Consider the following 25,483-nt stretch of genomic DNA (forward strand, 5'->3'; position numbering starts at 1 on the left):
GGATAACCCTCCTTCCTATTTTTGATAAGTTTGATGCCATTTTAAAAATCTTCTCTCTGCTAATTTTGCTATTATGTCTGACAGTTTTCCAAGAAGTGCATAAAGGATAATACTTAATACAACTACATCCAGTTGCATAAATTCTCTAGCATTCATGGCCATATAACCAATTCCAGAATTAGATGCAATTGTCTCAGCAACAATAAGCGTAACCCATGTAATACCCAGAGCAAAGCGGACTCCGACTAGAATAGAAGGAAGTGCACCTGGTAAAATAATATGCCAAAAGAGAGCAAAACCCTTTAAATCATATACATTTCCCATTTCAATAAGAGTTTTGTCTACAGACCGTATTCCATGGAATGTATTTAAGTAAATGGGAAAAAAAGTACCCAAAGCAACAAGAAACAGCTTTGCTTCTTCTTCAATGCCAAACCATAAAATGACTATTGGAATCAAAGCAAGGTGAGGTATGTTTCGAATCATTTGTAAAGTAGTATCCAATAGGTCTTCTGCAATCCTAGAAAGACCGTTCATTAATCCTAACGCAAAACCAATTCCTCCTCCTAGAAGAAATCCAACAAATGCTCGCTTAGTGCTTGCACCAATGTATTCAAAAAGTTGACCTGATCTGCTTAACTCAATAGCTGATTTGAGGACATCTACCGGGTTAGGTAAAACCCTGGAAGATAAGATTCCAATTTGAGATAGCAACTGCCAAGATACAAGCAATAAAATAGGTACAATCCAAGGAACAATCTTTTTTTTATTCATATTCATCACCTAATTGTTATTTGTTTTTTAGGGAATTCATTATTTGCGACAATCTCTCCAAATGGACTTATTAAATTAGTAGAATCAGGAACGGTAAAATCACGTTCTAAAGGAAGATGCGGAAACAATAATTCTGAAACACGATAAGCTTCTTCTAAGTGCGGATATCCAGAAAGAATGAATGTTTCGATTCCAAGGTCAGCATATTCCTTCATTCTTAGAGCTACGGTTTCAGGGTCTCCTACCAAAGCTGTTCCCGCCCCTCCTCTAACAAGACCAATTCCGGCCCATAAATTCGGACTGATTTCTAATTGATCCTTCCGTCCATTAAGTAATTCCGTCATTCTCCGTTGGCCTACTGAGTCAAAACGCGAGAAAACCTTTTGAGATGAAGCAATTAATTCATCATCTACATATTTAATTAAATTATCGGCTGCCGCCCAAGCTTCTTGTTCCGTTTCTCTTACAATGACATGTAATCGAATGCCAAAACGAACGGTTCTACCTTTTTCTTTAGCTAATTGTTTCACTTTTGCGATTTTCTCAGCTACTTTTTTAGGTGGTTCGCCCCATGTTAAGTATACATCCACATGGCTTGCGGCAATTTCCTGCCCAATCTCAGAAGATCCGCCGAAATAAAGTGGCGGATAAGGTTTTTGAATAGGTGGATATAATAATTTGCCTTTATCTATTTTTAAATATTCTCCGGAAAAATCTGCTTCCCCCTTAGCTAACAAATCCCGCCAAATCGTAAGAAACTCATGAGTTAGTTTATAACGCTCAGTATGGTTTAAATGCAGACCATCACCGGCGAGCTCTACCGGATCTCCTCCCGTTACAACATTGATTAATAAACGTCCATTTGACAGACGATCAAAAGTGGCTGCCATTCTCGCCGCTTGAGATGGCGAAATAAGACCGGGGCGTACAGCGACAAGAAATTTCATCCGCGAAGTCACAGGTATTAAAGATGAAGCCACCACCCACGAATCTTCGCAAGATCTTCCTGTAGGAAGTAAAGCACCTGCAAACCCAAGATGATCGACCGCCTGAGCAATTTGTTTTAAGTAAGGGTAACTAACTGCTCTTCCGCCTGTTGTTACTCCTAAATATCGTGAATCTCCATGTGTAGGTATAAACCAAAAAATCTTCATATTTTAGAATCTCCTTTCTTATTTTGCAGATAATAAAATAGCTTCATTTACATTAATTTCTTTCGGAATTAGTTTAAGTTTGAAAAATTGATCTGCAATTTGCTGTTGGTCCTTTGCCACTTCTTCACTCAACTTTTCTAATCCAAACGTTTTTCGATTAAGTGTTAATTCCAATGTCTCAACATCCATTCCAATTTGAGGAGAAAGGAATTCTGCTGCTTCTTTTGGATTCTCTTCAACCCATTTTTCCGTTTTCTGCAGTTCCTTAAAAATTATATTCAATACATCAGGGTGCTTTTTTGCAAACTTTCTGGAAGCTAAGAAAAATTCACGATTTTTTACTAGTCCTGTTCCATCCGTTAGAATACGGGCATTTGCAGCACGTTCTGCTTCAGCCAAAAAGGGATCCCAAATAACCCATGCATCTACATCGCCTTTTTCAAATGCTGCACGAGCGTCTGCAGGAGGGAGAAAGGCTGTATCGATATCTTCATATTTAATGCCTGCTTTTTCTAATGCTTTGACTAATAAATAATGGACGTTTGAACCCTTATTTAACGCAATTTTTTTTCCTTTTAAATCTTTGATCGTTTTTATGGGCGAATCTTTTTTTACTATAATGGCTTCTCCTTTAGGATTGGACGGAGCATTGGCGAAGTACACCAGCGGGGCACCTGCTGCCTGAGCAAAAATAGGCGGCGCCTCTCCCGTATGACCAAAATCTATACTTCCTACATTAAGTGCTTCTAATAGCTGGGGTCCGGCAGGAAATTCTGTCCATTTAACAGAATAACCAACCGGTTCTAATTCTTTTTCCAAGTTTTCCTGCGCTTTTAGAATATTTAAGGTACCAAATTTTTGGTAACCGATATGAACAACCTTTTTTTCTTTGTCATTTGAATTGTTTTCTGTTGTTTCTCCAGACGTGGACGCACTGCATCCACTTATGAGAAAAGATAAAATAAAAATGAATGCGGTCCACCAGATTCGCTTGTCATTTTTAATCACTAAATATTCCCCCTAATCCCTAATTTGTATATGAAAAAAGGCTCCTTATCTCGAAAAAAGAGATAGGAGCCTTCGGTTGTCCGGCCGGCTTTCTGTTAAATTAACTTAAAATACTAAATAATATTGTTTTTATCTTATTCATACTTTTCCTAGCTGTCAAGTATGAATTTAAAATTTGTCTTGGAAAATATATTTCTATTATCTACTAAAATCATCCCTTATATATTACACTTTGTTACTTTTGCTTTCTTTTTTAAACACTTTCTCGTCAATCTTTTTAAATATTCGTTCTATTTCTTCTTTACTATTTAATATTTGTTCTCGATTGTCTTTAACCAATTGAACAAAATTCTTCTTTCTATGCATGGAAAGTTTCATTCCTTTCTTAATCTTCTTACTCACTTCTCATCACTCTTTTTTATTATCATTTCAAATTAAAAGCTCCCTATATAAAAAATTCAAAGGGAGCCTCCAGTTGTCTGGTTAGATAATCTGGAAATTCTTATTTCTATCACTGGGATCGGAATTGGGGCGGTTGCAATATCGTTTTAAGTTCAATTTAATTTCCTCATGACTGTTTTCATTCGTTATATTAAATAGAGCGAGGCTGTCTCATAAGGTTCTGACCCTTAGGCTTTTGAGACATCCTCGCTCTGGCAGACCAGTCGCTGCAATCCTCAAGCCCTCAGTTCGCTGAATTTTAATAGAAGCTTATATAATGTACTTTTCATTTTCTTTTTCCCTTATAAATTCATGAAGCTTTCTGATGAGACCTCCATTCCCAAATCTGATAAATTTATGGTTATCTTGTTTCAGTCCGGCATCTTTGACAAAATCCAAAAAAGCTAAAAGATAGATGCGACGGTGAAGAATATTGACAATCCCGTAATCATAAAACCAGTTATCAATCGTATTATAAACACCTTTATTTAGCCCATACCGTTGGTGGCACCATTGAAAAAACTGTAAATCAGGCAGATTAAGATATTTGCTCTTTTCTAAAGAATTCTTTCTTACAGTTTTTATAGAAAGGGCCCATGCTTTTGAATTTTTGTTTTGCATACCGAATGTCCTCCTTAATTTGATTTTTTAATAATTTGATAGATGGAAATTTCCGTTCATCTCTTACTTTAAAGAGAAGCTGACATTCCATTAACTCTCCATAAATATCATTCTGAAAATCTAGAAGATGGACTTCAATCGTCTTTTCTAAGTTTGATTCAAACGTTGGTTTGACACCAATGTTCATAATGCCTTTATATAGATCTCCTTTTAAAGACACAGAAACACCATACACACCGTTCTCTAACAGCCCGGCATCAGCTTCAACATTTGCTGTAGGAAAACCGATCTCCCGCCCCTTCTTCCTTCCATGAACCACTCTTCCGCATATTGATATCTGTTCCTCAACATCCTGAATAACCATTGCTTGCTGCATATTCATCAACCTTTCTATAATGTAAATTCCATTAAATTAAAGAGGCTCTCAGTTCAAGATAAAATCCACCTTGAATTGAGAGCCTCTAGTGGCCTAGTCGGCATGTTTGAAATTTTCAAGTAAATCTTTAGGGTAATATTAAATTATATTAAACCTATATGTCAAGTCGGAATTATAAATTATTTTTTAAACAAAACCGCCCAAGAAGCTGATTTAATCAACATTCTAAAAAATTATTGTTTCCATAACATAATATAAGCAAAAAATGAAGCTCAAAGTAATTTCTATTTTTATTTCTAATACCTACTTGACAGATAGGATTTATTGGTTTTATCATTTTATACAGTATCAGTTTTTTTTATAAAGATCTGAATACGCCAACCGGTCTACTGGAGGCTCATGTCGGTCCTTTATGTTTAAGGGAACTGATATGAGCCTTCCTTTATAAGGAAAGGAGGAGAAGAAAAGATTTTTGGATCGGTTAACTACTTTATTAATTAAAAGGGAGGAGTATTAATATGAGTTTACAATTTGCCTATTGGGCCCCAAACGTGAGCGGCGGACTTGTTATTTCCAATCTTCCGCAAAAGACTGATTGGTCGTTTGAAGCGAATAAACGCTATGCACAAATTGCTGAACGCTCTGGTTTTGATTATGTTTTGCTACAAACAAGGTTCTTTGCCAGCTATGGTGCAGAGAAACAATTAGAAGCTGCTACTCTTGCATCTGCATTGGCAGCCGTAACAGAAAAGATTAACATTATAACAGCCGTTCTTCCTGGACTATGGCATCCAGGTGTCATGGCAAAAATAATCTCCACCATTGACCACATCAGCAACGGAAGAGCTTCAGTGAATATTGTAAGCGGGTGGTTTAAAGGAGAGTTTATTGGATACGGAGAACCATGGTTAGACCATGATGAACGTTATCGTCGTTCTGAAGAATTTATTCAGGTTCTGCGCGAACTGTGGACAAAGGAAACCACTACTTTTAAAGGGGATTTTTATCGTCTAAATGAAGCACCATTAAAACCGAAACCTATTAACCTCCCAAAAATCTTCCAAGGCGGGAATTCGAAAGCAGCAAGAGAGATGGCCGGACGCGTTTCCGATGTTTACTTCATGAACGGAAACTCTTTGGATAAATTAAAGCAGCAAATTGATCACGTAAAATCATTGGCCCAATCAAATGGAAGAGACATTCAATTCGGTGTTAATGGCTTCGTTATTATCCGTGAAACAGAAGAAGAAGCAAAGCAAGTTCTAAAAGAAATAGTTTCACATGCAGATAAAGAAGCTGTAGAAGGATTTAAAAGCCAAGTGAAATTTGCAGGGCAATCCTCCCCAGAAGGAGAAGGAATGTGGGAAAACTCATCATTTGAGGACCTTGTTCAATACAACGATGGATTCCGCACAGGATTAATAGGGACAGCCGAACAAGTTGCCGACCGCATTATCGAACTGAAAAAAATCGGTGTAGATATTATCCTGACAGGTTTCCTGCACTATGAAGAGGAATTGCAGAAATTTGGAGAGAAAGTTATTCCGCTTGTAAGAGAAAAAGAAGAACAGCTGAAAGAAAAAGCAGGTGCAGTTTAGGGGCTGCATCCTGCTTAATAAAAATGAAGTCAACAGTTATATTATAAAAATTTACTCTTGAAATGTAAACAAAGTCCCGGAGGAGGTACTATCTATGTCTTTAGCTGTTGAAACGCGGCCTGCATATAATAAAACTACCCGTGAATATTACGAGGGAATCCGAAAAGAGATCCGTAACATTGTAGATACTGTGATACGTCCCAACGCTGAAATTACAGACAGGGAAGGAAAATTTCCCAGAGAAAATTTAGAAGCTCTTATCAAAAAAGGATGGGGAAATATTCTCGTTCCCAAGAAATATAACGGTTTGGAGCTTGATCATGTAGCGTTTGCTATTGCGGCAGAAGAAATCGGGAAAGCATGCGCTTCCACTGCCCTTGTTTATGTGATGCACGTAGGAGCAGTACAAACGATAACCCTTTATGGAAATGATGATCAGAAGGAACGCTGGTTGAAGCCTATTGAGCGCGGATTGATCGGTACGTATTCAACAAGTGAAAAGGCTTCTGGCGGACACTGGTGGTATAACTTCAGCCAGGCACAGCGTAATGGAGAGGACTATGTTTTAAATGCCGATAAATCTTTTACTACAAGTGCCGGTCAAGCTGATTTTTACGTGGTCCAAACAAGGAGCCCTGAAGCACGGGATGCGACCGATATCAATTTCTTTATTGTAGATGGAAAGCTTCCTGGAATTAAAGCAAGCCCGTGGGAAGCGCTAGGTGTACGAGGCAATCATAGCGGTCCCATTTCATATCAGAATGTATTAGTTCCTAAACGTGATATTTTAGGAGGAGAAAACCGAGGAAAGGAAATCCTATTGCATGGTGTATCCCCTATTTACCTGATTGGTCTCGGATCGGTGTGGTTAGGTGTAGCAGAATATGCTCTCCAATTAGCGACAGAACATGTGACCAAAACGATACATCGGGACTTTGACAACCGTTTAAGTGATTACCAAGTGATCCGCCAGCAAATAGGAGAAGCCAAAGTATTAATCGAAAGTGCAAAACCATGGCAATTCGACCTTGCTGAGCAATTAGATATATTACAATCAGAAGGAAAGGAACAGGGAGTGCTAATCCTTCCTCTTACAGAATTCAAAGTTCATACTTCCGAGGTAGCGAATAAAGTAACGAAAATTGCAATGGATGTAACCGGAGGATATGGATATATAAAAGGACCTATTGAACGTCTTTTCCGTGATGCTCGAGCAGGAATAGCGATGGGGCCATCCAATAACATTGCGAGAGAATGGATTGGAAAAGGCCTCGTGGGACTCCCGCTTGAACTTTGGGTAAAAGGCGGAGAATAAACTAATCCTTCCTAAAATTTAACGAATTTTGAGTAGTGAGGCTGTCTCAAAAGCCTAAGGGTCAGACCCATAACACAATAAATAGGACATAATGTCGCATAAATGTGCTATTTATTGATAAATGCACATGGGGTCAGACCCTTATGAGACAGCCCCTTTTTCTTTCTAACTTGCACAAAACTAAGTCTGCAAGAGAAGAACTTGGTTGAAAAAACGCGATGCAGGTCTCCTTTTTTGGTGCATCCACAATCATAATGCCGTGTCAGTCTTCGGAACTTCCGCTTATTTTTTATTTTGTTCACTGCATTTCCAAAAAAATTGGCCAAGTATGACACTCGCCTATTACCCAATTTGTTCCTCATTTTCCGTATTCAATAATGATCTTTTATTTTTCATTTGAGTCAGATCGTTCCTTTTTAATAAATAGTGTAAATGTTGAAGAGGCATTGAACCATAACCTTTGCCTTCCCCAAGAGTGAATTGTACTGTGATTCCATTTTGACGGATTACAGTGAGCGTTTCAGCTGAATTAAAAAAGCTTTTTATACCTTGAGATATTCGATATTTAGTACCTTCTTCAATTAACATTAGGAAGACTCCTTTTTTATATTTTTCCATGGTAGTATTCCATAAATTAATTGACATATACATAATTATTCCAAGTTATTATTGTTATGAATTTCTGTCTCACCCCTAAAATAATGATTGGAACTTATCAGAACATTAATTGGTATACAATGATCATAAGTTATGGTTTTCTCCGGTCTGGCTGCAAATTATTTTAAAAGAAAAATTCTTTGGAATTGTTATTATCAAGAATATTTAAGTTATTTCGGGCAAATATTATAACTGTTACAAATCAAAAGGAGGTTCTTATTATGAATGTACAACGAGCGCAAGAAATTGCTGCTTCACCGATTATGGCTAATGTAACCTATAATGGAGTGCCGATCTATATTCAACACGTGGATGAAAAAAATGAAACAGCTACGATCTATCCTCTTGATGAACCAGAAAAAATACAAAATGTTTCTTTATCAAGTTTAACAGAACATTAATTTTTCCAATATAAAAAGGCTGACCCATAAGCAAAGGATCAGACCCCTCCAATACATATATAGACAAACTCTAAAAAACCATTCTATATTGACTTTGTCGGAGGCGTCAGACCCTTATGAGTCAGCCTTTTCATGTTTGATAAATATCCTTGATCTTGATTTAAAGTAAGTGAACCACTCATCTTCCAAAAGTATACCCAGTATGCACCTCCAAATGATACTGCAATCCTATATTGTATAGTCCTCAGGTATAAAAACTCTCAACTGTTTTGGTTTCACAAATACTTTTTCTCCGGTTTTCAGTTGCAAGTTATTGTATAAATCTTTTGTTAGTTCAGCTTCAAGATATTCTTCTGTATCGTTTCTTTTTAATTCCAAGTGAACAATAGGACCAACCACATGAATATGCTTGATAACGGCTGAAACACCATCTTTGCTGTTTTCTTCTTTTTCGATACTAATATCATGTGGACGAACATATCCAATAGCTGTTTTATTTTCCGCATCAGAAAACTCCGGGGCATCGATTTGAAAATTCCCTTGATGAAGCTTTCCTTTATGAAGACGACCTCGGAATAAATTCACATTTCCTAAAAAGTCATAAACAAAAGGACTGTTCGGATGGTCATATACCTCTTCTGGGCTCCCAATTTGCTCAATTCTTCCTTCGTTCATAATGACAACACGATCTGCGACATCTAAAGCTTCTTCTTGATCATGAGTGACAAATATGCTTGTGATTTGAAAATTATCATGCAATCTTCTTAGCCAACGCCGAAGATCTTTTCTTACTTTCGCATCTAAAGCACCGAAAGGTTCATCTAGTAATAATACCTTTGGTTCAACCGCTAATGCTCTGGCTAAGGCAACACGTTGTCTTTGGCCTCCGGAAAGCTGCGTTGGATAACGATTTGCATAAGCTTCTAACTTCACTAACCGAAGTAATTCGTATACCCTTTCTTCAATTTCTTTTTTTGAAGGGCGTGACTTTCTGGGCCGAACCTTTAAACCGTAAGCGACATTATCAAAAACACTCATATGGCGAAATAAAGCATAATGTTGAAAAACAAATCCGACTTTTCTCTCTTTTGTACGAATATGAGTGATGTCTTCATTGCCAAAAAGAATTGATCCTTGATCGGCAGCTTCTAATCCTGCAATAATTCGAAGCAGCGTTGTTTTCCCGGATCCTGATGGTCCAAGTAGTGCTACTAATTCACCTGTTTTAATATGAATATGAATATCATCAAGAGCTTTAAATGAGCCGAACGATTTTGAGATATTTTGTATTTTAATACTCACTTGAAAAACCTCCTTTTCCGAAGTATTTCGAATTATTTATTTGTTTTCGTTTTCCATTCAATGAAATTTTTCACAACTAAGGTAACGATCGCGAGAATGGACATTAATGACGCCACTGCAAAAGCAGCTGAAAATTGATATTCATTGTATAAAATTTCAATATGTAGTGGCATTGTGTTTGTTAATCCCCGAATATGCCCGGAAACGACGGATACAGCTCCAAATTCTCCAATCGAACGGGCATTGCATAAGATAACCCCATATAATAACCCCCACTTGATTTTTGGGAGTGTGACAAACAAGAATGTTTTCCAACCGTTTGCACCTAAAGTGAATGACGCTTCCTCTTCTGCAGATCCTTGGGCTTGCATTAATGGAATAAGTTCACGAGCAACAAACGGCAGTGTTACAAATAATGTTGCCAGAACAATTCCCGGTACAGCAAAAATGATTTTAATATCGTGTTCAAAGAGCCATGGACCTAAAAAACCATGAGTACCAAATAATAAGACAAAAACTAACCCTGCAATCACTGGAGAAACAGCAAATGGAAGATCAATAATGGTAATTAGGATATTTTTTCCTTTAAAATCAAATTTTGAAACTAACCATGCAGCAGCTATTCCAAATATGGCATTTAATGGAACGATGATTAAAGCGACAATTAATGTTAATTTTATAGCCGCCAAAGCGTCAGGATGACGTATGGAAGCGAAATAAACATCTATGCCTTTATCAAAAGCCTTTACAAAAATGGCGATAAGAGGTAATACAAGAAATAGACTTAAAAATACTATGACAATCGCAATAAGAAAAAAACGAACAAGACGCGGTTCAGTTGTGCTTCTGGATGATTCCAGCGGTGGATTCGTTTGTTGCATCGGTATATATCCAGCCATGCCAATCCCTCCTAACTATGTACAAATTTTTTATTTGTCCACCATTGAAAGAAATTAATCAGAAATAAAAGGATAAAAGAAATAACTAACATAACCGTGGCAATGGCGGTTGCTCCTGCATAATCATATTGTTCCAGTTTTGTCATAATTAAGAGAGGTGTAATTTCTGTACGCATTGGCATGTTTCCTGCAATAAAAACAACTGAGCCATATTCCCCTAGTGCTCTTGCAAATGCTAATGAAAATCCGGTAATGACCGCAGGCAATATTTCTGGAAAAATAACTTTTAAAAACGTTTGGAGGCGACTTGCCCCCAGACTTGCTGAAGCCTCTTCTATTTCTTTATCTATGTTTTGCAAGACTGGTTGAACCATGCGAACAACAAATGGCAAACCAATGAACGTTAAAGCAATGATAATTCCTATAGGAGTAAATGCTACTTTAAATCCTAGAAATTGCCCAATCCATCCATTAGGTGTATACAATGCCGTTAAAGAAATCCCGGCTATAGCGGTTGGTAATGCAAAAGGCAAATCAACTAATCCATCTGCAATACGTTTTCCCGGAAAATGATAACGTACTAACACCCATGCAATTAAAACTCCAAATACTACGTTTATAAGTGCTGCTGCAAAAGATGCTCCAAAACTCAATTTATAAGAAGCTACGACCCTAGGTTCTGTTATCGTTTCCCAAAAATCCTTCCACCCCATATTGATTGTATGAAAAAAAATCATAGATAGAGGAAGTAAGACAAGAAGACTGATGTATAGCATCGTAAATCCTAGAGATAACCCGAATCCAGGCAGTATATTCGGTTTTTTCCTTTTTAATTTCGACAAGCTTATCATGAACTCTCCTTTCCAAAGATGACTTTATTAATCAGAAAAAAGCGAAGGGTCTGACTCCCTCCGGCAAAGACAATATATAGAATGTTTTTTAGTGTTTGTTTTATATGTTGTGTTGGAGTCCGCCCTATCACAGCAAACATTTTATTTAGGCTCATAAATTTGATCAAATGTTCCACCATCATTAAAGTGTGTTTCCTGAGCTTTTTTCCATCCACCGAATTTTTCATCAATGGTTACTAACTCAATTTCCGGAAATGTATCTTCATATTTTTTAAGTATTTTTTCGTTTCGCGGACGATAATAATTTTTAGCAACAATCTCTTGACCTTTTTCTGTGTATAAATATTTAAGGTAAGCTTCAGCTACTTCTCTCGTACCTTTTTTGTCTACAATTTTATCAACAACAGCAACCGGCGGTTCAGCAAGAATACTGATGGACGGAACGAGAATTTCAAATTTATCTTTACCTAATTCATTAACGGTAAGAAATGCCTCATTTTCCCATGCAATTAATACATCTCCAATTCCTCTTTCAACAAAAGTGGTTGTAGAGCCGCGCGCTCCGGAGTCCAAAACTTCAACATTTTTATATAATTGTTTCATAAAATCTTTTACTTTTTGTTCGTCGCCATTGTATTTTTTATCTGCATAAGCCCAAGCTGCCAAATAGTTCCACCTTGCACCGCCTGAAGTTTTTGGATTAGGGGTAATCACGGATACATCTTTTTTGATTAAATCATCCCAATCCCTGATCCCTTTAGGATTTCCTTTTCGAACAAGAAACACAATCGTTGAAGTGTAAGGAGTGGAGTTATCATCCAATCGTTTTTGCCAATCTTTATCAAGCAAGCCTCTCGCTTCGGCAATCATATCGATATCATAAGCTAAAGCTAATGTAACTACATCAGCTTCAAGACCATCAACAACCGCACGGCCTTGCTTGCCTGAACCTCCATGGGATTGTTGAATTGTTACGGTCTGCCCTGTTTTCTCTTTCCAATACTTAATGAACTCTTCATTAAATTCCTGATATAACTCGCGAGTTGGATCATAAGAAACATTTAATAACTCAACCGGTTCTTTGCTGGACGTTTTTTCAGTAGTTTTTTCATTTTTTTCTTCATTGCTGCTTGTTTGATTGCTGCTGCACGCTGCTAGTAGTATTGATAATAGTGTTAAAACGAGAAAAAATTTTAATAGTGTTTTTTTAGCATTGAACATAATTAGATCCCCCTTTTATTATTTTTATAAAATAAAAAGGCTGCCATCTTTAAAATAAAGATTAGCAGCCTTCAGTATGTCTGATCAGCGCAATTAATAGTATTTATTTTATAACGTTATCTTATCCTTACTTTTCCAACCTGTCAAGTAGGGATTGAATATTTTTTGGTTGGGGAACATTTTGTTATTAAAACCGCGAATCAATGGAAAGAAAAATCAAATCATGTTTTTTCAGTTGCTGATACACGATGAATTGCGGCAGGTGTCAAAACTCCTGTCCAAATGACTGCCACGGCCAGAATCATAGACAGACTCTTCCTTATTCCACCCTTATTCATTTTCATCCTCTCTTCCTGTAATAATTTTGTAATCAAAAATAAGTGTAAGGATGGCATATGAAAGAAATTGAAGGAAATGTAAAGAGGTTGTAAAGAGGCATAAAATGGTAGGAAAGTCCTCGGGAAGGAAAAAATAGATAACCGGCCCAGACATTCACTGAAATCTTCCTCCCCTTATGTTTCGTTGCATAAAAGTCATTTGGCAAGACCTATTTAAACCAGCCCTTCTCTTTCGATTGTTTTATAGCTTCGATCCGGTTCGTTACCTCAAGCTTATCCAATATGGTTGAAATATAGTTTCTGACCGTTCCTGTTTTGATACTTAGCTCATCAGCGATTTCTTTTGTGTTTTTTCCATCGGCTACAAGTTCTAACACTTCTTTCTCCCGTTCAGTCAAAGGATTTTCTTCACTGTAAACATCGTCCATCAGTTCGGGTGCATAGATTCGCTTGCCTGCCATGACGCTGCGGATCGAACTTGCAAGTTCTTCGCTGGGGCTGTCCTTTAATAAATAGCCGCTTACACCCGCTTTTAAAGCTCGTTGGAAATAACCGGTACGGGCGAACGTTGTTAAAATAATCACTTTGCATCCCAGTCCCTTCAGATCTTCAGCTGCCTCGAGTCCGCTTTTTTTAGGCATTTCAATATCCATGATACAAACATCAGGCTGAAACTGATGCACGAGAGAAATAGCCTCTTCGCCGTTTCCTGCCATTCCCACCACTTCCATATCTTCTTCCAAATTGAGCAGAGAACCTAAGGCACCTAACATCATACGCTGGTCTTCAGCAATGACTATCCTAATCATTTAAGTTCCTCCTTAACCTCCTGCTTTACAACATTAGGGACTTTGATGATAAGTGTTGTTCCTTCATTTGATATAATTTCCAGACTTCCGTTCACAAAATCAAGGCGTTCTTTCATTCCCAACAGTCCGTTTCCTTTCACAAGGTCCTGATCCTCCACAATGCCGATTCCGTCGTCATGCACAGTAATGCATATTTCATTCCAAGATTGTTCTATGATGATTTGGCAAGTTGAAGCCTTGCTGTGCTTGACGACATTTGTTACCGCTTCTTTTAAACACATACTAAGAATATTCTCAAGAAACGGGGATACGTTTATTAATGTGAATTCTTCAGTTACTAAATCGATTTGGGCTGCTTTCAGTATTTGTTTAACACGCAAGATTTCTTCTTTCAATCGAACACCGCGCATTTGTGAGACCATTTTCCTTACTTCATTCAATGCGGATCTAGCGGTTTGCTGAACGTCTTTTAATTCATTACGCGCTTGCTCGGCATCTTTGTATATCAATTTTCTCGCCAAGTCGCTTTTTAAGCCGATGAGAGAGAGCTTCTGTCCTAACGTATCATGAAGATCTCGGGCAATTCGTTGGCGCTCCTCCTGTTTTACAAGCTCAGCGATTCTTTTGTTGGCGTCTTCGAGTTGTTCTTCGAGCTGCCCCTGCTTTTTCCGATTATAAATGTTAAATGGAAGAAGGATGATACTTATGCAAATAATAATAATAAAAGGCAGCTGCTTTAAGAATAACTTTTCCTGCAGGACCACGTTAAAATTAATCGAAATTGTCGTAGCGACCAGGTGGATAATGTATACCGTGAAAAATGCGATACGGTTTTTTATATGACCGTTATAGTAAGCAATATAAAAAGCAAAATAGATAAACTGGAAAAGGATTGTCATCGTTGTGGAAATACCTATCAAGATGGAAGTCCACAAATAAACGGACCACCCTTTTGAAATAAAAGCAAATCGAAAGGTGATGAAAAATATGATTGTTAGCACAATCCCCACTATGATTTCCTTAGTAGAGGAAGATTGGAATATAAAATAGAATGGCAAAATGCTAAAAACGCTCCATATATAAGGAGAAATTCCCGAGAACTTCCGAATTACCGTAAACTTTTTTTGCATGTTCAAAATCCTCTTTTTAGTGACTTACCTTATCTTATCATAGATTCATCATTGCATCTCAAAATCTTTGTCACTATTTCTTTATTCCAAAAGGCAAAAGATACATCTACAGTTCTGATTTCACTTGAGATGAGCCTCTTTTTTTCTTTTTTGTCGATAAATCTTTAAATCCAACAAACTTTTTGTTTTGTTCGTCCCACAGGCGAAATCGAAGTGAATGCAAGCTTGTTGACAAAGTAATCGTAGGCACGTTTTGTAAAGGAAGAGTTTGATTGTGTGCCTCTTCAAGTTTATAGTTTGGAACCCTTGGGCTTAAATGATGAACGTGGTGGAAGCCGATGTTTCCGGTAAGCCATTGCAGCGGTTTTGGAAGCTTATAGTATGAACTCCCTTCAACAGCTGCTTTCACGTACTCCCAGTTTTCATCTTCTTCAAAATAAGAATCCTCAAATGTGTGCTGCACGTAAAAAAGCCATACACCGAGAGAACCTGAAATTAAAAAGATCGGCCCTTGTATGAGAAGAAATGACTCCCATCCGATCGTCAAGTAGAATACACCAGCCATAGCAACGATTGAAATATTTGTCAAATAGGTGTTAAGGCGTTCCTTTAGCCTGGCACCTTTTCTGTTAAATCGATTTTTAATAAGGAAAATGTAAATAGGGCCTAAACCAAACATCACGAACGGATTCCGATAAAACCGATAAGCTAATTTGGTCAAAAGCGGCGCTGACATATATTCATCGACCGTAAGAAGCCATATATCCCCTGTTCCGCGCTTATCTAAGTTAGAGCTGGTTGCATGATGGACTGAATGGTCGTGCTGCCATTGGCTGTACGGAAAAAAGGTTAAAATACCTGTTATTGTTCCAAGAATTTTATTAGCAAGCCGATTTTGAAAAAAAGAATAGTGGCAGCAGTCATGGAAAATGATGAAAATCCGCACTAAAAATCCGGCGGCAATTGCGCAAATTACAAATGTAAGGACATAAGAAACGGATAGACTTTGATAAGCTAAGTACCATAAAAGAAAAAAAGGCACAACGGTATTGATTAGCTGCCACATACTATCTTTTGTATTAGGTTTTTCATAAGGAGCCATTTGCTTCCTTAAATTTTTTTGTTTTTGATTGGTCATTTATTTTTTTCCTTCCTAATTTGTTTAATCTAAACATAAAGGAAGGAGATGGACTTGTGTAGTCATATGTGTCATGTGCAAGATATGATAAATGTCATGTATGGTTAATAAGTATCTTATAAAAAAAAGCTCTAACCTTTAAATGGAGTTTTTATCTATAGTAGTTATTGTTTTCTATTCTTTTTGGGTATAAAAAAACCCCCAAATAATTAGGAGGAAGGTAGCAAATACTTCCAGAAAAGTGCCAATGCAGTCTACCATAAGATGATTTACTATCATTCATATTCATGAATCCACTTTTCCAGTCTTTCGATTGTTAAGTCCAATTTGGCTTTTTTTCTCATATATTCTAAATCAATACGTTCAAAATGAAGATAAAACATTCTTTTTCCCCATTCGCAATCAGAGGTTGATTTCCAATGGATACAAGCTCGTAATCGATCTAAAATAATGTCTTCAATTCCAATGACATAAACTTTTGATCCATCTCTTAATTTAAGTTCAATGATTTTTTCATAATCGGCATCTTCTAATATATCATTTGGAATTTCAATACTGACCATTAGCTCTTCATGATACCAATGTCGTCCTTCTGGAATAAATCCTAATTGAACAAGAATGTCGCCCGCTAGTTTTCGATCACTCACAATTACGTCGATATCAACTGTAGTATAATCACTTCTTGTGTAAATTTCGACAGCTAATCCTCCGACTATGACAGGTCGAATCCGGTTATTTTCTAATAATTTAGTGAGAACAGCTGTTACATATACCATTTTTTCAAACTTACTTTTTGGAATAAGCGAACAAATTTTTTTCTTCGCATCTTCAATCGAATTCATAATACCATACCCTCTCACTTAAATATTTCACTTTACCGTCGGCCTCCGCCTTTTTCCAACGTTTCATACATAACTTATCTAAAATTTCAGCCTCATTTTTATCACGAGGACGTGTACGTATGTTTCGCTCTTGTTTTTTTGTTCTTAAAATGGTTCGTTCTACTTCTTTTTTCTTTTCAAAAATCTTTTCATTTAGTTCTGAGAAATTTATTTCTTTCATTTCCAATCACTCTCCAAATTTGCGTTTACCTTAAGTATATCATTTCGTTTAGCGGGTTCATATTCTTCTCAGAAAAACTTCCTTCTACGTTACCTGTTTGTAAATCATATTTCCTTCTCCTAATTTCCATAAAACTGCATTTCGGCAATCTCAAATGGTTAATGGCTGCACTCCGTTTCAGTGTGGACTTTTACTTTTTTCTAACCTCGCGTTATCTTTGGTTGACAAGGGAATTCGCGTCAATGGAGTCGCACCCGGCCCCATTTGGACACCATTAATCCCTTCAACATTCCCAAGCCATCAAGTAGCTACTTTTGGTTCCAACACGCCTATGAAACGAGCCGGCCAGCCAAAAGAAGTTGCTCCAGCGTATGTTTTCCTTGCAAGCGATGATGCCTCTTTCATGACTGGCCAAATCATTCATGTGAATGGCGGAGAAATTGTGAATGGATAGGTGGATACGAAGGCTTGGCTTTATTAATTTCCTAATTGGTACCTCATTTGATTTATTAAAATTTTTCATGAACGAACGGCTGGCAATATTTTGACCTTGAAAATCATCAATTTCTCCCCACATTTCAATAATATGAGCTTCTTTCTTATTAAAATTAATATATAGGTTATAAAAAAAGCCTTCCCTCTTTTTGTAGGGATAGGCTTATCTTTTTTTATTATTTTATCTTTTGTAGAGCAAATCGATTTCGTTTCAGTACAGGGTGTAATTTTTCAAATGTATCAGCAACAATCCTTTAAACCGGGATGCATTTGATGTGGCTGACATAAAAATTTGAACGATCGGCGGCAATATTAATGAATGTTCGGGTGGTTTAAGAGGTTTAAAGTATTAACCGACTCCTAATCGTACAAGGGTCGTTTCAATTACTTTTTCATTGTAGGACTCCTTTTGCAGTAATCGTTTTCAAAAATCCAAACCCCGACAGTTTTATGATCATCTTATCCTTTACCTTTATATTTTTATGTATATAGATTGAAAGATTATCAACATTAAACTCATCATAATAATCCAGAGCCTTTGGTTTTCCTAGTAAAGCAATCAAATCCTGAACACCTACAGTACAACACCCGTTTACCTGAACAGTCTCTACTGTTAAAGGTTTCCCTTTTAATTTAAGCCACTTTTTGGCTTCATTATCTATTTCAAAGTTCATACCACAAATTCCATCCTTTCTACTATATTATTTTAAAAAATAATTCTAAACTAATCAATTTAAAAAATAATTGTTAGCATTTCAACAACAAAGGATACTTTATAAAGGATGGATTGAATATATAAAGTGGGTTCTCTCATCACTAAAAAGGACAATCATACTTTTTTTCATCGCTTCTAAATTCTCTAAACCTCGCTGGCTGTGTCTTGTGCTTAGGCATTACTAAGACTTAGCAAGAAAAGTTAGTTCACATTCCATGAAAATAAAGACCACGTGCCGATAAGTCGACGTGGTCATCACTTTTATTCTTCCAAAATAATATATCCACAAAAGTTTTTTCAGTTAGATTTTTTGCATAATTCGTTTCCGATCATTCATCAATCATCCCATCCAATATTTCAAAAAGATGCGGGTTACCTGCAAGAACGTAATAACCTTTTTCTTGTTTGACCGCTCTGGTTCTTCCTTTTGCTTCATTAACCAACAGCATTCCTGCTTCGATGTCCCAAGGATTTAACTTTAACTCCCAGTATCCGTCGAAACGGCCGGCTGCAACTTGACACAAATCATAAGCAGCACTTCCAGTTCTGCGAATATCCCTGACTTTCGTAACCACATTCACAAAATGTCGGACATTATTGTTCGGGTCGGTTGCCCGGTCATAAGGAAAACCTGTCGTCACAACGGACTGATTCAATTTTTTTCTTGATGATACTTGAATCGGCCGACCGTTTAAAAATGCCCCATGACCTTTCACTGCTTCATAAAGCTCATTTAATGCTGGAACATAAACAACACCGACCACTGTGTCACCGTTTTGTTGTACGGCAACGGAAATACAAAAAAGCGGAAAACCGTGCGCATAATTCGTTGTACCATCAATCGGATCAATCACCCACTTATATCCTTCTTCCCCATTATGTATACCCGATTCTTCAGTCAAAATCGAATGACCGGGATAATGTTGGCGAATTTTATTTAAAAGAAAGTTTTCCGTCCAGATATCCATTTCGGTGACAAGGTCAATCGCCGCACTTTTTTCATTGATTTTCACCGGTTGATCCTGACGGCGCAATTGTTCTTCACCCGCTTCTTTGACCCATTGTTTAATATGTTGGAGTATTTGGTTCCATTCGTATTGCATTGTAAACAATCCTTTCGTATTTGTTACTTGTGCAGACAAGGAAATAGCTTGATAATGACAAGCATATACATTTTATCTTCTTATCCTAGTCTACCATGAATACTCGATGTACCAATACCTTTCATGAACATTTATCTGAAAATAATTTAAGATTTTAAAAAATGTTTCCATAGTTTTTCCTTAATCCTCCAGAAATCCGATTAATATAGCTGTTGGTGATCAATAGCACTTAAATCCCTAACTTTTCTCCTTGTAGATTTTAGTTTATGTTACTTCATTTATAGGAATAAATAACATTTTCATAATCTTTAAGCATATTTCCTTGGAGAAAGTCTATAATCATTTCATTAAATATATCTTTTCTCATCGTACTTAATGGATCAAATGCGTTCTTAAATAAAGCCAATACTGCATTTGGAATATGTTCAAAAATTATCCTTGAGCCCTTACCTTCATCTATTCCTGTCACAACTTTTCCTTCTCCACCCATAACAAGAGTCGGTGCGGTTATTTTATGCAGGAGGTGTGTATGAGTTGGAAAAGGTGCCTTTTTCATAGCTAACATCATCTTCTTATCAATTGACCATGTATTAAGTATTATTTCTTTTGTGTAGGAATCATCTTTATAAACATTCATCATTAAGGTTTTGATGGTTTTTAAAGGTAATAAAGAAAACACAAAGTTTGATACATCTAAAATCCATTTTGCTACAGGCGCGGGGAATTCACTGTAACTATTGGAGATTACAAGCTTATTAACATATTCCGGGTGGTTAATTGCAAGTAATGTACCAATTTGTCCTCCTTGAGAAACTCCTACCACATGCACCTTTTTCTCGCCAATCACATCAAGGAAATGTTTCATATCCTCAGCAATGATGTAATGATCATATTGTCCATTCGGAAACTCTTTAGATGATTCACCATGACCTCTAAGGTCCACCATAATCATTTTATACTTTGAAGAAAAAGCCTGAATTTGCGGTTCCCAAAATTTCCAACATACTCCGCTTCCATGTAGAAACAAAATTGGTTCTCCTTCTCCTCTTACCTCATAGTTAATTGTAATTCCGTTAGCTTGTACTCGAGGAATAAACTCCACTTCCAATCATCAAATATTAAGTAATTTTATTTTGGTAGAAGCATTGACAAAGCAGCGAAACAGTCCAATGCCCAGTTAAAATAAAGGAATAAAGGAATAATTCACCCTTCGTTCACGGGATATCGTTAATTACTCACGTAATTGGAAACCTCAATTAAGTTTTGATCAGGATCCCGAAAATAAACCGATTGTATTTTGCCAACCGCTCCGGTTCTTTCAACAGGCCCTTCTTCAATATCCACTTTCTTTCTTTTTAAATGTTCTATAACATTTTCAATAGGAGTTTCAGTTATTAAGCATACGTCAATGGAACCAGGGGTCGGTTTCAATGCCTTAGGTTCAAACTCTTTTCCCACTTGGTGAAGATTGATTTTTTGATGTCCAAACTGCAGAGCTATACGTCCGTTTCCAAAAGCTACAACTTCCATCCCTAAGATTTCTGAATAAAATTGACACGTGGTTTCGATATCTTTAACTGTCATCACAAAATGATCCAGCCGGATGATTTTCATATTTGTATCTCCCCTAAATTGAAATAGTTTCGCCAGCTCCCAATACGAGTCCCTTGATTTCAATTTTTATGGCTAATTCTCTTTTCTGTAAATTCGCTACTGTAAAATCAAACTTTTGATTTCGTTTGGTAATTTGATAGGTAAAATTTCCATTTCTATAGAAAAAAGCAAGAATAGTATAAGTCATTTTGCCTGGAATTAAAATATAAATATATGTAAAATGAGTTAATTTCGACATTTTTTAACATTAATTTAAGAAATATTAAAACAACTTGCATATTGATTGAATTGATAAATTGAAACATTTCACATTTATTACCCAATTAAACTAGTTGATAAAATCAAATTAACTCATGCTTTCATCATTTCTTTATTGAAATGAGGTAGGATTCCTAAACGCTTTCTCCTAAAAACAAAAAGGGTCAAAATTAAAAAAGACTGCGAGATATGGTTTTCTCACAGTCTTTTATTAATTCACTTATACGTTCGCAGTCTCTTTTGCATTTAAAAGTTTAAAGAATTCTTTCATAAATCCAGGTAAATCCGGCCAAGCATGCCCTGAAACAATATTACCATCAACATGTAGCATTTTTTCAATATAAGTTGCTCCGGAAGCCTCTACTTCAGGACGGCAAGCATTATATGCAGTCAATTCTCGACCTTTAATGTACTGACGAACCGTAGTAAGAACAAGCTGCCCATGGCAGATGACGCCAAGCGGCTTACTTTCCTTTAGAAAATGAGCTGCAATTTCTTGCACTTTTGTATTCAATCGAATGTATTCAGGTGCACGTCCGCCAGGAATGATTAGACCATCAAAATCTGCAGGGTTAATTTCATCAACAGAGGCATGAGACTCAAGTTTATACCCCAATTTTTCTGTGTAGGTTTCCATTTCCGGAATGAAATCATGAATAACTGTTTGAAGCTTTTTTTTCACCGGTGAAGCGATTGTGCAATTGATATTTTCTTCAAGACAACGGTAATAAGGATAAAATACTTCCAAAGCCTCTACAGCGTCGCCAGTTAAAATTAGAACTTTCTTACTCATCTTTAATCACCTTTCCTTTATTGAATTTTTCTCAAGAAATAAGCATTCTTGAAACCACCAATATCTTATAACGGAGTTGGTCTTTGGCAGAAGGTAGATTATAACGTGCTTCTAGTAAACTTTAATACCATGTGTTAATTAAACTCAAACCTCCTGTATATAATACTAAATTTTCTAAATATTTAAAATAAAAATGATTAGTAAAAAAGCATCTTAGAGCGGTATGAATCTCTAAGATGCATGAAGAATGATGCAGAATTATTTATGCCCCAACACCGTTCTTCCGAAGTGTTTTTAATGCACCACTCCAAGCGATGACCTGATCAAGCATTGAATTGACTGAGTCTTCATGATGGTCTGCTGGTTTGAAAACGCTAAAGTTCTCGAAATCGGTGAAGAGAGACAGTGAAACCTGTGTACGTACGTCGGCAACTTGAAGCTCGCCCATTATAAGTCTCAAATTTTCAACCGCACGTGTACCACCAGTGCTCCCAAAGCTAACAAAGCCGGCAGCTTTGTTATTCCATTCGTTGTATAAGTAATCAATCGCGTTCTTGAGAGCCCCCGTTGTTGCGTGATTATACTCAGGTGTCACGAAGATATAGCCGTCAAATGAAGCAATTTTTGCAGACCAAGACTTTGTATGTTCCTTAGTGTACTGACCCGTTGACGGAGGCGCCGGTTCGTCGAGAAGCGGCAGATTATAGTCTGCAATGTCAACAAGCTCAAACTCGGCGTCATTGCGCTTTTTTGCGATTTCGTAGAACCAACGGGCAACGGATTCACTATTTCGACCAGGTCGTGTGCTTCCAATAATGATTGCTATCTTGATCATTGTTCATTCCTCCTAAATTATGATTTGTTTCTGAGAGTTCGTATTCTCAAGGTAATTAGAAGCAACTCAATAATCTGCATGTTTCCATAAGCATCATAAGTGCTGATGTTTATCTCTCATAGTATGCGTTGAATTATGAACAAACTATTCATGCAACTATTGACCTATAAACTGCATCTTCTGTTGTCATCAAAAATCGCTTTTTAATTTTTTACAGAAGTCATTATGAATGTTTATAAATTTTTTAAGCATCCTTCTGCTATCCTCATAGTAATACCATTCTTTTGATCGTATTGTTACTAAATAATATGTTTTGCCAAACTGGCTTCTATTAAGGTTTCACCCATTTCCGATCGTTCAGGAAAAAAAGAGTAATCAATTGCATAATACAGAAAAAATAATTGCATTTTAATTGACGCTAGAATAACTGCATATTATAATCCTAGTTAACCGATAAGATTTATATAAATTTTAGAAAGGGTGACGTTTAATGAGTGAAATTTTGAATGAAGTGTTGGATGCAAATGAAACATATTCTGCTGATTTCGGGGATAAAGGGAATCTTGCGATGCCGCCGAAGCGTCGATTTGCGATTTTGACCTGCATGGACGCGCGCCTCGATCCTGCCAAATTCGCCGGACTTGCGGAAGGTGATGCTCATGTGATCCGAAATGCCGGAGGCCGGGCAAGCGACGATGCGATTCGTTCCCTAATAATATCTTATAAGTTGCTGGGAACTCGGGAATGGTTCCTTATTCATCATACCGATTGCGGGATGGAGACGTTTACCAATGAAGTGATCCGCGATTTGCTTGCCAACAGTTTGGAAACAGCCGAATTCAATGGGGAAAAATGGCGAGATGTTGGAAAAGGGCCGGGTTCTAGAGCTGGAGAATACATTGAATTCTTGACGATCAACAATCTTGAACAGAGTGTTATCGATGATGTTGAACGGATTCGTTCCCATCCTCTTGTTCCAAAAAACATTGCGATCTACGGTTTTATTTACGATGTGAAAAGCGGTCGTCTGATTGAAGTGCCTGAAGCTAACCGAATTGGGCGGGCAGCCATCTGAACTTTCATTCATTTAATTTGTCTGCAAAAATCGAAACCGTGCTCTTGAATTATGCTAATTTATTCACTGATAAGGGGCTGACTCATAGGGGTCAGACCCTTTGCCTTGATACATTGATATTACGATTGGCTTTCAAAGAGAAAAATATGTTATTCAACTTTGGGAGATGTTTTTGAAGACAGTAATACACCAATAATGACAATGCAGCCGCCGACAAATTGATACCACAACAATGATTCTTTTGTAAACGTTGTTGCAAATAAGGTTGCGAAAACAGGGAGCAAGTTTAGAAAAATGCCTGATTTTGCTGCACCCACGATCGATACGCCTGAATTCCATGAAAGGAAAGCAACAATTGAAGCTAAAATTCCTACATAGAACAAAATTAGAATTGAAATAGGCAGATTCTATTTCACAATACCAATCTTTAGAATCTATAAAAATGAAACCCCATACAATATAAAGGGCAAGGTAATCAAGCTTAATAATGTACTAATCAACGTTGCACTGGAAACAAATTCAGGCTCCGTCCCGTATTGTACAGCGTACATGGTAGTATTGGCTGCAGATGGCATGGCGGCGAGGACGATCATGATTTGTTTTAATAAATCATCTACCGGCAAGAAAAGTGTGAAAACCCAGGCGATAGCGGGCGACAAAATCAGCCTTAAGAAAAGAGACAATGTCAGCGGGCCTTTTGACAATTGTTTTACTGATATTTTGGCTAATTGCATGCCGAGAATAATCATAATGGTAGGGATCGCGGCGTTTCCGACCATACTTACTGCATCCATAACTGTTTCATCTAACCGTACATGAAATAGATGAAAGATGATACCTATTAAAGCTCCGTAAACTATCGGAACCCTGATAACCTCGTTTATTGCTGTTTTTATGCTTGCACTTTCAGAAGCACCCTTTGCAGCATAATAAACTCCAACAGTACACATGAGGAGCTGCTGGATGACCATGAGGATGACAGCGTATTTCATTCCTGCTTCTCCAAAAGCAAACAAAATCAAAGGTGTCCCGTAATTTCCGTTATTCATAAAGGCAGACGCTAAAATCATTCCACATGTTTTTTTATTTGAGTACCCTCTGATCCGGGCAATTATGTAGATAATCCCAATTAAGATAAAGGCTAGCGCTATAGTATAAAAAGTCATTATGACATAATCTAAGTTAAATTCAATTTCATAAAAAATCCGAAAGGCCAGAAAAGGTGTCATTAAATAGATTGCCATTCTGGATAGCGGCTTTATATCAAATCCCATGACTTTTTGACCGACAAATCCGATTCCAAAAATAAAAAAATTGGAATTAAGACTGTGAAAAATTCCATTCAGTATCATCCAATCACATTTTTTTCTTTTTAAAATTTAGTGATTCGAAAGATTTTCATAGTCAAATTATATCACAGACAATACTTAACGAGATAGATTGTATTTTGAAGAAAAATATTTTCATGAATTTTTCTGTCTTAACTTTAATTACAAGCTA

Annotated in this window: 27 protein-coding genes and 2 pseudogenes; 5 read left to right on the forward strand and 24 right to left on the reverse strand. The window is 36.9% G+C overall.

The features are described from left to right. Positions 1–15 precede the first annotated feature (15 nt). From ssuC to PB1_RS18120, 6 genes are all read right to left on the reverse strand, one after another. Positions 16–774: an aliphatic sulfonate ABC transporter permease SsuC gene (ssuC, locus tag PB1_RS10300; RefSeq protein ID WP_004436260.1), complete on the reverse strand. Its 759-nt coding sequence runs from the start codon at positions 772–774 to the stop codon at positions 16–18. Positions 775–779: 5 nt separating this feature from the next. Further along, positions 780–1,928 (reverse strand): FMNH2-dependent alkanesulfonate monooxygenase, encoded by a 1,149-nt coding sequence (gene ssuD / locus PB1_RS10305; protein WP_004436261.1) that lies wholly within the window; start codon positions 1,926–1,928, stop codon positions 780–782. Between the two features lie 18 nt (positions 1,929–1,946). Further along, a complete protein-coding gene (locus PB1_RS10310; RefSeq protein WP_004436264.1) occupies positions 1,947–2,936 on the reverse strand; it encodes a sulfonate ABC transporter substrate-binding protein in 990 nt (329 codons plus the stop codon). 225 nt (positions 2,937–3,161) lie between these two features. Then, complete coding sequence (locus PB1_RS17505; protein ID WP_004436266.1) at positions 3,162–3,338, reverse strand: FbpB family small basic protein; 177 nt, start codon at positions 3,336–3,338, stop codon at positions 3,162–3,164. Between the two features lie 309 nt (positions 3,339–3,647). Then, on the reverse strand, positions 3,648–3,998 hold the full coding sequence (locus PB1_RS18115) for a hypothetical protein (protein WP_238533125.1): 351 nt from the start codon (positions 3,996–3,998) through the stop codon (positions 3,648–3,650). Further along, the gene (locus PB1_RS18120) at positions 3,916–4,374 is read right to left on the reverse strand and encodes a riboflavin kinase (RefSeq protein WP_050979102.1); all 459 of its coding nucleotides are present in this window, start codon (positions 4,372–4,374) and stop codon (positions 3,916–3,918) included. Before PB1_RS18120 ends, PB1_RS18115 begins: the two co-directional genes overlap by 83 nt. Before the next feature lie 518 nt (positions 4,375–4,892). On the opposite strand from PB1_RS18120, the gene sfnG reads away from it, so the two are divergent. Further along, entirely contained in the window at positions 4,893–5,972 is a 1,080-nt protein-coding gene (gene sfnG, locus PB1_RS10325; RefSeq protein ID WP_004436268.1) for a dimethylsulfone monooxygenase SfnG, read from the forward strand. Positions 5,973–6,066: 94 nt separating this feature from the next. Next, the gene (locus PB1_RS10330; protein WP_004436269.1) at positions 6,067–7,287 is read left to right on the forward strand and encodes an acyl-CoA dehydrogenase family protein; all 1,221 of its coding nucleotides are present in this window, start codon (positions 6,067–6,069) and stop codon (positions 7,285–7,287) included. Between the two features lie 342 nt (positions 7,288–7,629). Here the strand turns inward: PB1_RS10330 and PB1_RS10335 are convergent, their stop codons facing one another. Next, positions 7,630–7,875, reverse strand: a complete 246-nt coding sequence (locus PB1_RS10335; protein ID WP_004436271.1) for a hypothetical protein — start codon at positions 7,873–7,875, stop codon at positions 7,630–7,632. A 290-nt stretch (positions 7,876–8,165) separates the two neighbouring features. Between PB1_RS10335 and PB1_RS10340 the strand changes: the two genes are divergently transcribed. Further along, positions 8,166–8,345, forward strand: a complete 180-nt coding sequence (locus tag PB1_RS10340; RefSeq protein ID WP_004436273.1) for a small acid-soluble spore protein H — start codon at positions 8,166–8,168, stop codon at positions 8,343–8,345. 228 nt (positions 8,346–8,573) lie between these two features. Here the strand turns inward: PB1_RS10340 and PB1_RS10345 are convergent, their stop codons facing one another. From PB1_RS10345 to PB1_RS10385, 9 genes are all read right to left on the reverse strand, one after another. After that, positions 8,574–9,647 (reverse strand): sulfate/molybdate ABC transporter ATP-binding protein, encoded by a 1,074-nt coding sequence (locus PB1_RS10345; protein ID WP_004436277.1) that lies wholly within the window; start codon positions 9,645–9,647, stop codon positions 8,574–8,576. 32 nt (positions 9,648–9,679) lie between these two features. Further along, positions 9,680–10,546, reverse strand: a complete 867-nt coding sequence (gene cysW / locus PB1_RS10350) for a sulfate ABC transporter permease subunit CysW (protein WP_004436278.1) — start codon at positions 10,544–10,546, stop codon at positions 9,680–9,682. 11 nt (positions 10,547–10,557) lie between these two features. Beyond that, positions 10,558–11,397 (reverse strand): sulfate ABC transporter permease subunit CysT, encoded by an 840-nt coding sequence (cysT, locus tag PB1_RS10355; RefSeq protein ID WP_004436280.1) that lies wholly within the window; start codon positions 11,395–11,397, stop codon positions 10,558–10,560. Between the two features lie 141 nt (positions 11,398–11,538). Further along, positions 11,539–12,618, reverse strand: a complete 1,080-nt coding sequence (locus PB1_RS10360; protein ID WP_004436284.1) for a sulfate ABC transporter substrate-binding protein — start codon at positions 12,616–12,618, stop codon at positions 11,539–11,541. Between the two features lie 547 nt (positions 12,619–13,165). Further along, a complete protein-coding gene (locus tag PB1_RS10365) occupies positions 13,166–13,765 on the reverse strand; it encodes a response regulator transcription factor (protein WP_004436289.1) in 600 nt (199 codons plus the stop codon). Next, entirely contained in the window at positions 13,762–14,895 is a 1,134-nt protein-coding gene (locus PB1_RS10370) for a sensor histidine kinase (protein ID WP_034645257.1), read from the reverse strand. Before PB1_RS10370 ends, PB1_RS10365 begins: the two co-directional genes overlap by 4 nt. 106 nt (positions 14,896–15,001) lie before the next feature. After that, positions 15,002–16,033 carry a Delta(5) desaturase DesA gene (gene desA, locus PB1_RS10375; protein ID WP_004436292.1) on the reverse strand — a complete coding sequence of 344 codons (1,032 nt, stop codon included), beginning with the start codon at positions 16,031–16,033 and terminating at the stop codon, positions 15,002–15,004. A 275-nt stretch (positions 16,034–16,308) separates the two neighbouring features. Then, positions 16,309–16,875 carry a DUF6036 family nucleotidyltransferase gene (locus PB1_RS10380; RefSeq protein ID WP_004436293.1) on the reverse strand — a complete coding sequence of 189 codons (567 nt, stop codon included), beginning with the start codon at positions 16,873–16,875 and terminating at the stop codon, positions 16,309–16,311. After that, the gene (locus PB1_RS10385) at positions 16,862–17,095 is read right to left on the reverse strand and encodes a hypothetical protein (protein WP_004436295.1); all 234 of its coding nucleotides are present in this window, start codon (positions 17,093–17,095) and stop codon (positions 16,862–16,864) included. The genes PB1_RS10380 and PB1_RS10385 overlap by 14 nt, the downstream gene beginning before the upstream one ends. A 202-nt stretch (positions 17,096–17,297) precedes the next feature. On the opposite strand from PB1_RS10385, the pseudogene PB1_RS10390 reads away from it, so the two are divergent. Beyond that, positions 17,298–17,549, forward strand: a pseudogene (locus PB1_RS10390) (SDR family oxidoreductase); the annotation flags it as partial. Positions 17,550–17,982: 433 nt separating this feature from the next. Here the strand turns inward: PB1_RS10390 and PB1_RS10395 are convergent. From PB1_RS10395 to PB1_RS10425, 6 genes are all read right to left on the reverse strand, one after another. Then, positions 17,983–18,264 carry a CC/Se motif family (seleno)protein gene (locus PB1_RS10395; protein WP_004436300.1) on the reverse strand — a complete coding sequence of 94 codons (282 nt, stop codon included), beginning with the start codon at positions 18,262–18,264 and terminating at the stop codon, positions 17,983–17,985. A 370-nt stretch (positions 18,265–18,634) separates the two neighbouring features. After that, positions 18,635–19,408 (reverse strand): inositol monophosphatase family protein, encoded by a 774-nt coding sequence (locus tag PB1_RS10400; protein WP_004436302.1) that lies wholly within the window; start codon positions 19,406–19,408, stop codon positions 18,635–18,637. A gap of 274 nt (positions 19,409–19,682) precedes the next feature. Further along, complete coding sequence (locus PB1_RS10405; protein WP_004436304.1) at positions 19,683–20,435, reverse strand: alpha/beta fold hydrolase; 753 nt, start codon at positions 20,433–20,435, stop codon at positions 19,683–19,685. Positions 20,436–20,635: 200 nt separating this feature from the next. Further along, positions 20,636–21,022: a VOC family protein gene (locus PB1_RS10410; protein WP_004436305.1), complete on the reverse strand. Its 387-nt coding sequence runs from the start codon at positions 21,020–21,022 to the stop codon at positions 20,636–20,638. Positions 21,023–21,500: 478 nt separating this feature from the next. Continuing rightward, positions 21,501–22,073 (reverse strand): DJ-1/PfpI family protein, encoded by a 573-nt coding sequence (locus PB1_RS10420; protein ID WP_004436309.1) that lies wholly within the window; start codon positions 22,071–22,073, stop codon positions 21,501–21,503. A gap of 262 nt (positions 22,074–22,335) precedes the next feature. Beyond that, positions 22,336–22,908, reverse strand: a complete 573-nt coding sequence (locus tag PB1_RS10425) for an NADPH-dependent FMN reductase (protein WP_004436311.1) — start codon at positions 22,906–22,908, stop codon at positions 22,336–22,338. Between the two features lie 490 nt (positions 22,909–23,398). Here PB1_RS10425 and PB1_RS10430 point away from each other — a divergent pair, with 490 nt between their 5' ends. Next, positions 23,399–23,983 (forward strand): beta-class carbonic anhydrase, encoded by a 585-nt coding sequence (locus PB1_RS10430; RefSeq protein ID WP_004436313.1) that lies wholly within the window; start codon positions 23,399–23,401, stop codon positions 23,981–23,983. 149 nt (positions 23,984–24,132) lie between these two features. Here PB1_RS10430 and PB1_RS17005 read toward each other — a convergent pair whose 3' ends face one another. Continuing rightward, on the reverse strand, positions 24,133–24,387 hold the full coding sequence (locus tag PB1_RS17005) for a DMT family transporter (RefSeq protein WP_081485617.1): 255 nt from the start codon (positions 24,385–24,387) through the stop codon (positions 24,133–24,135). A 30-nt stretch (positions 24,388–24,417) separates the two neighbouring features. Next, positions 24,418–25,325, reverse strand: a pseudogene (locus tag PB1_RS10435) (AEC family transporter). Positions 25,326–25,483: the final 158 nt, after the last annotated feature.

This window comes from Bacillus methanolicus PB1, assembly GCF_000262755.1.
Lineage (GTDB): Bacteria > Bacillota > Bacilli > Bacillales > Cytobacillaceae > Bacillus_Z > Bacillus_Z methanolicus.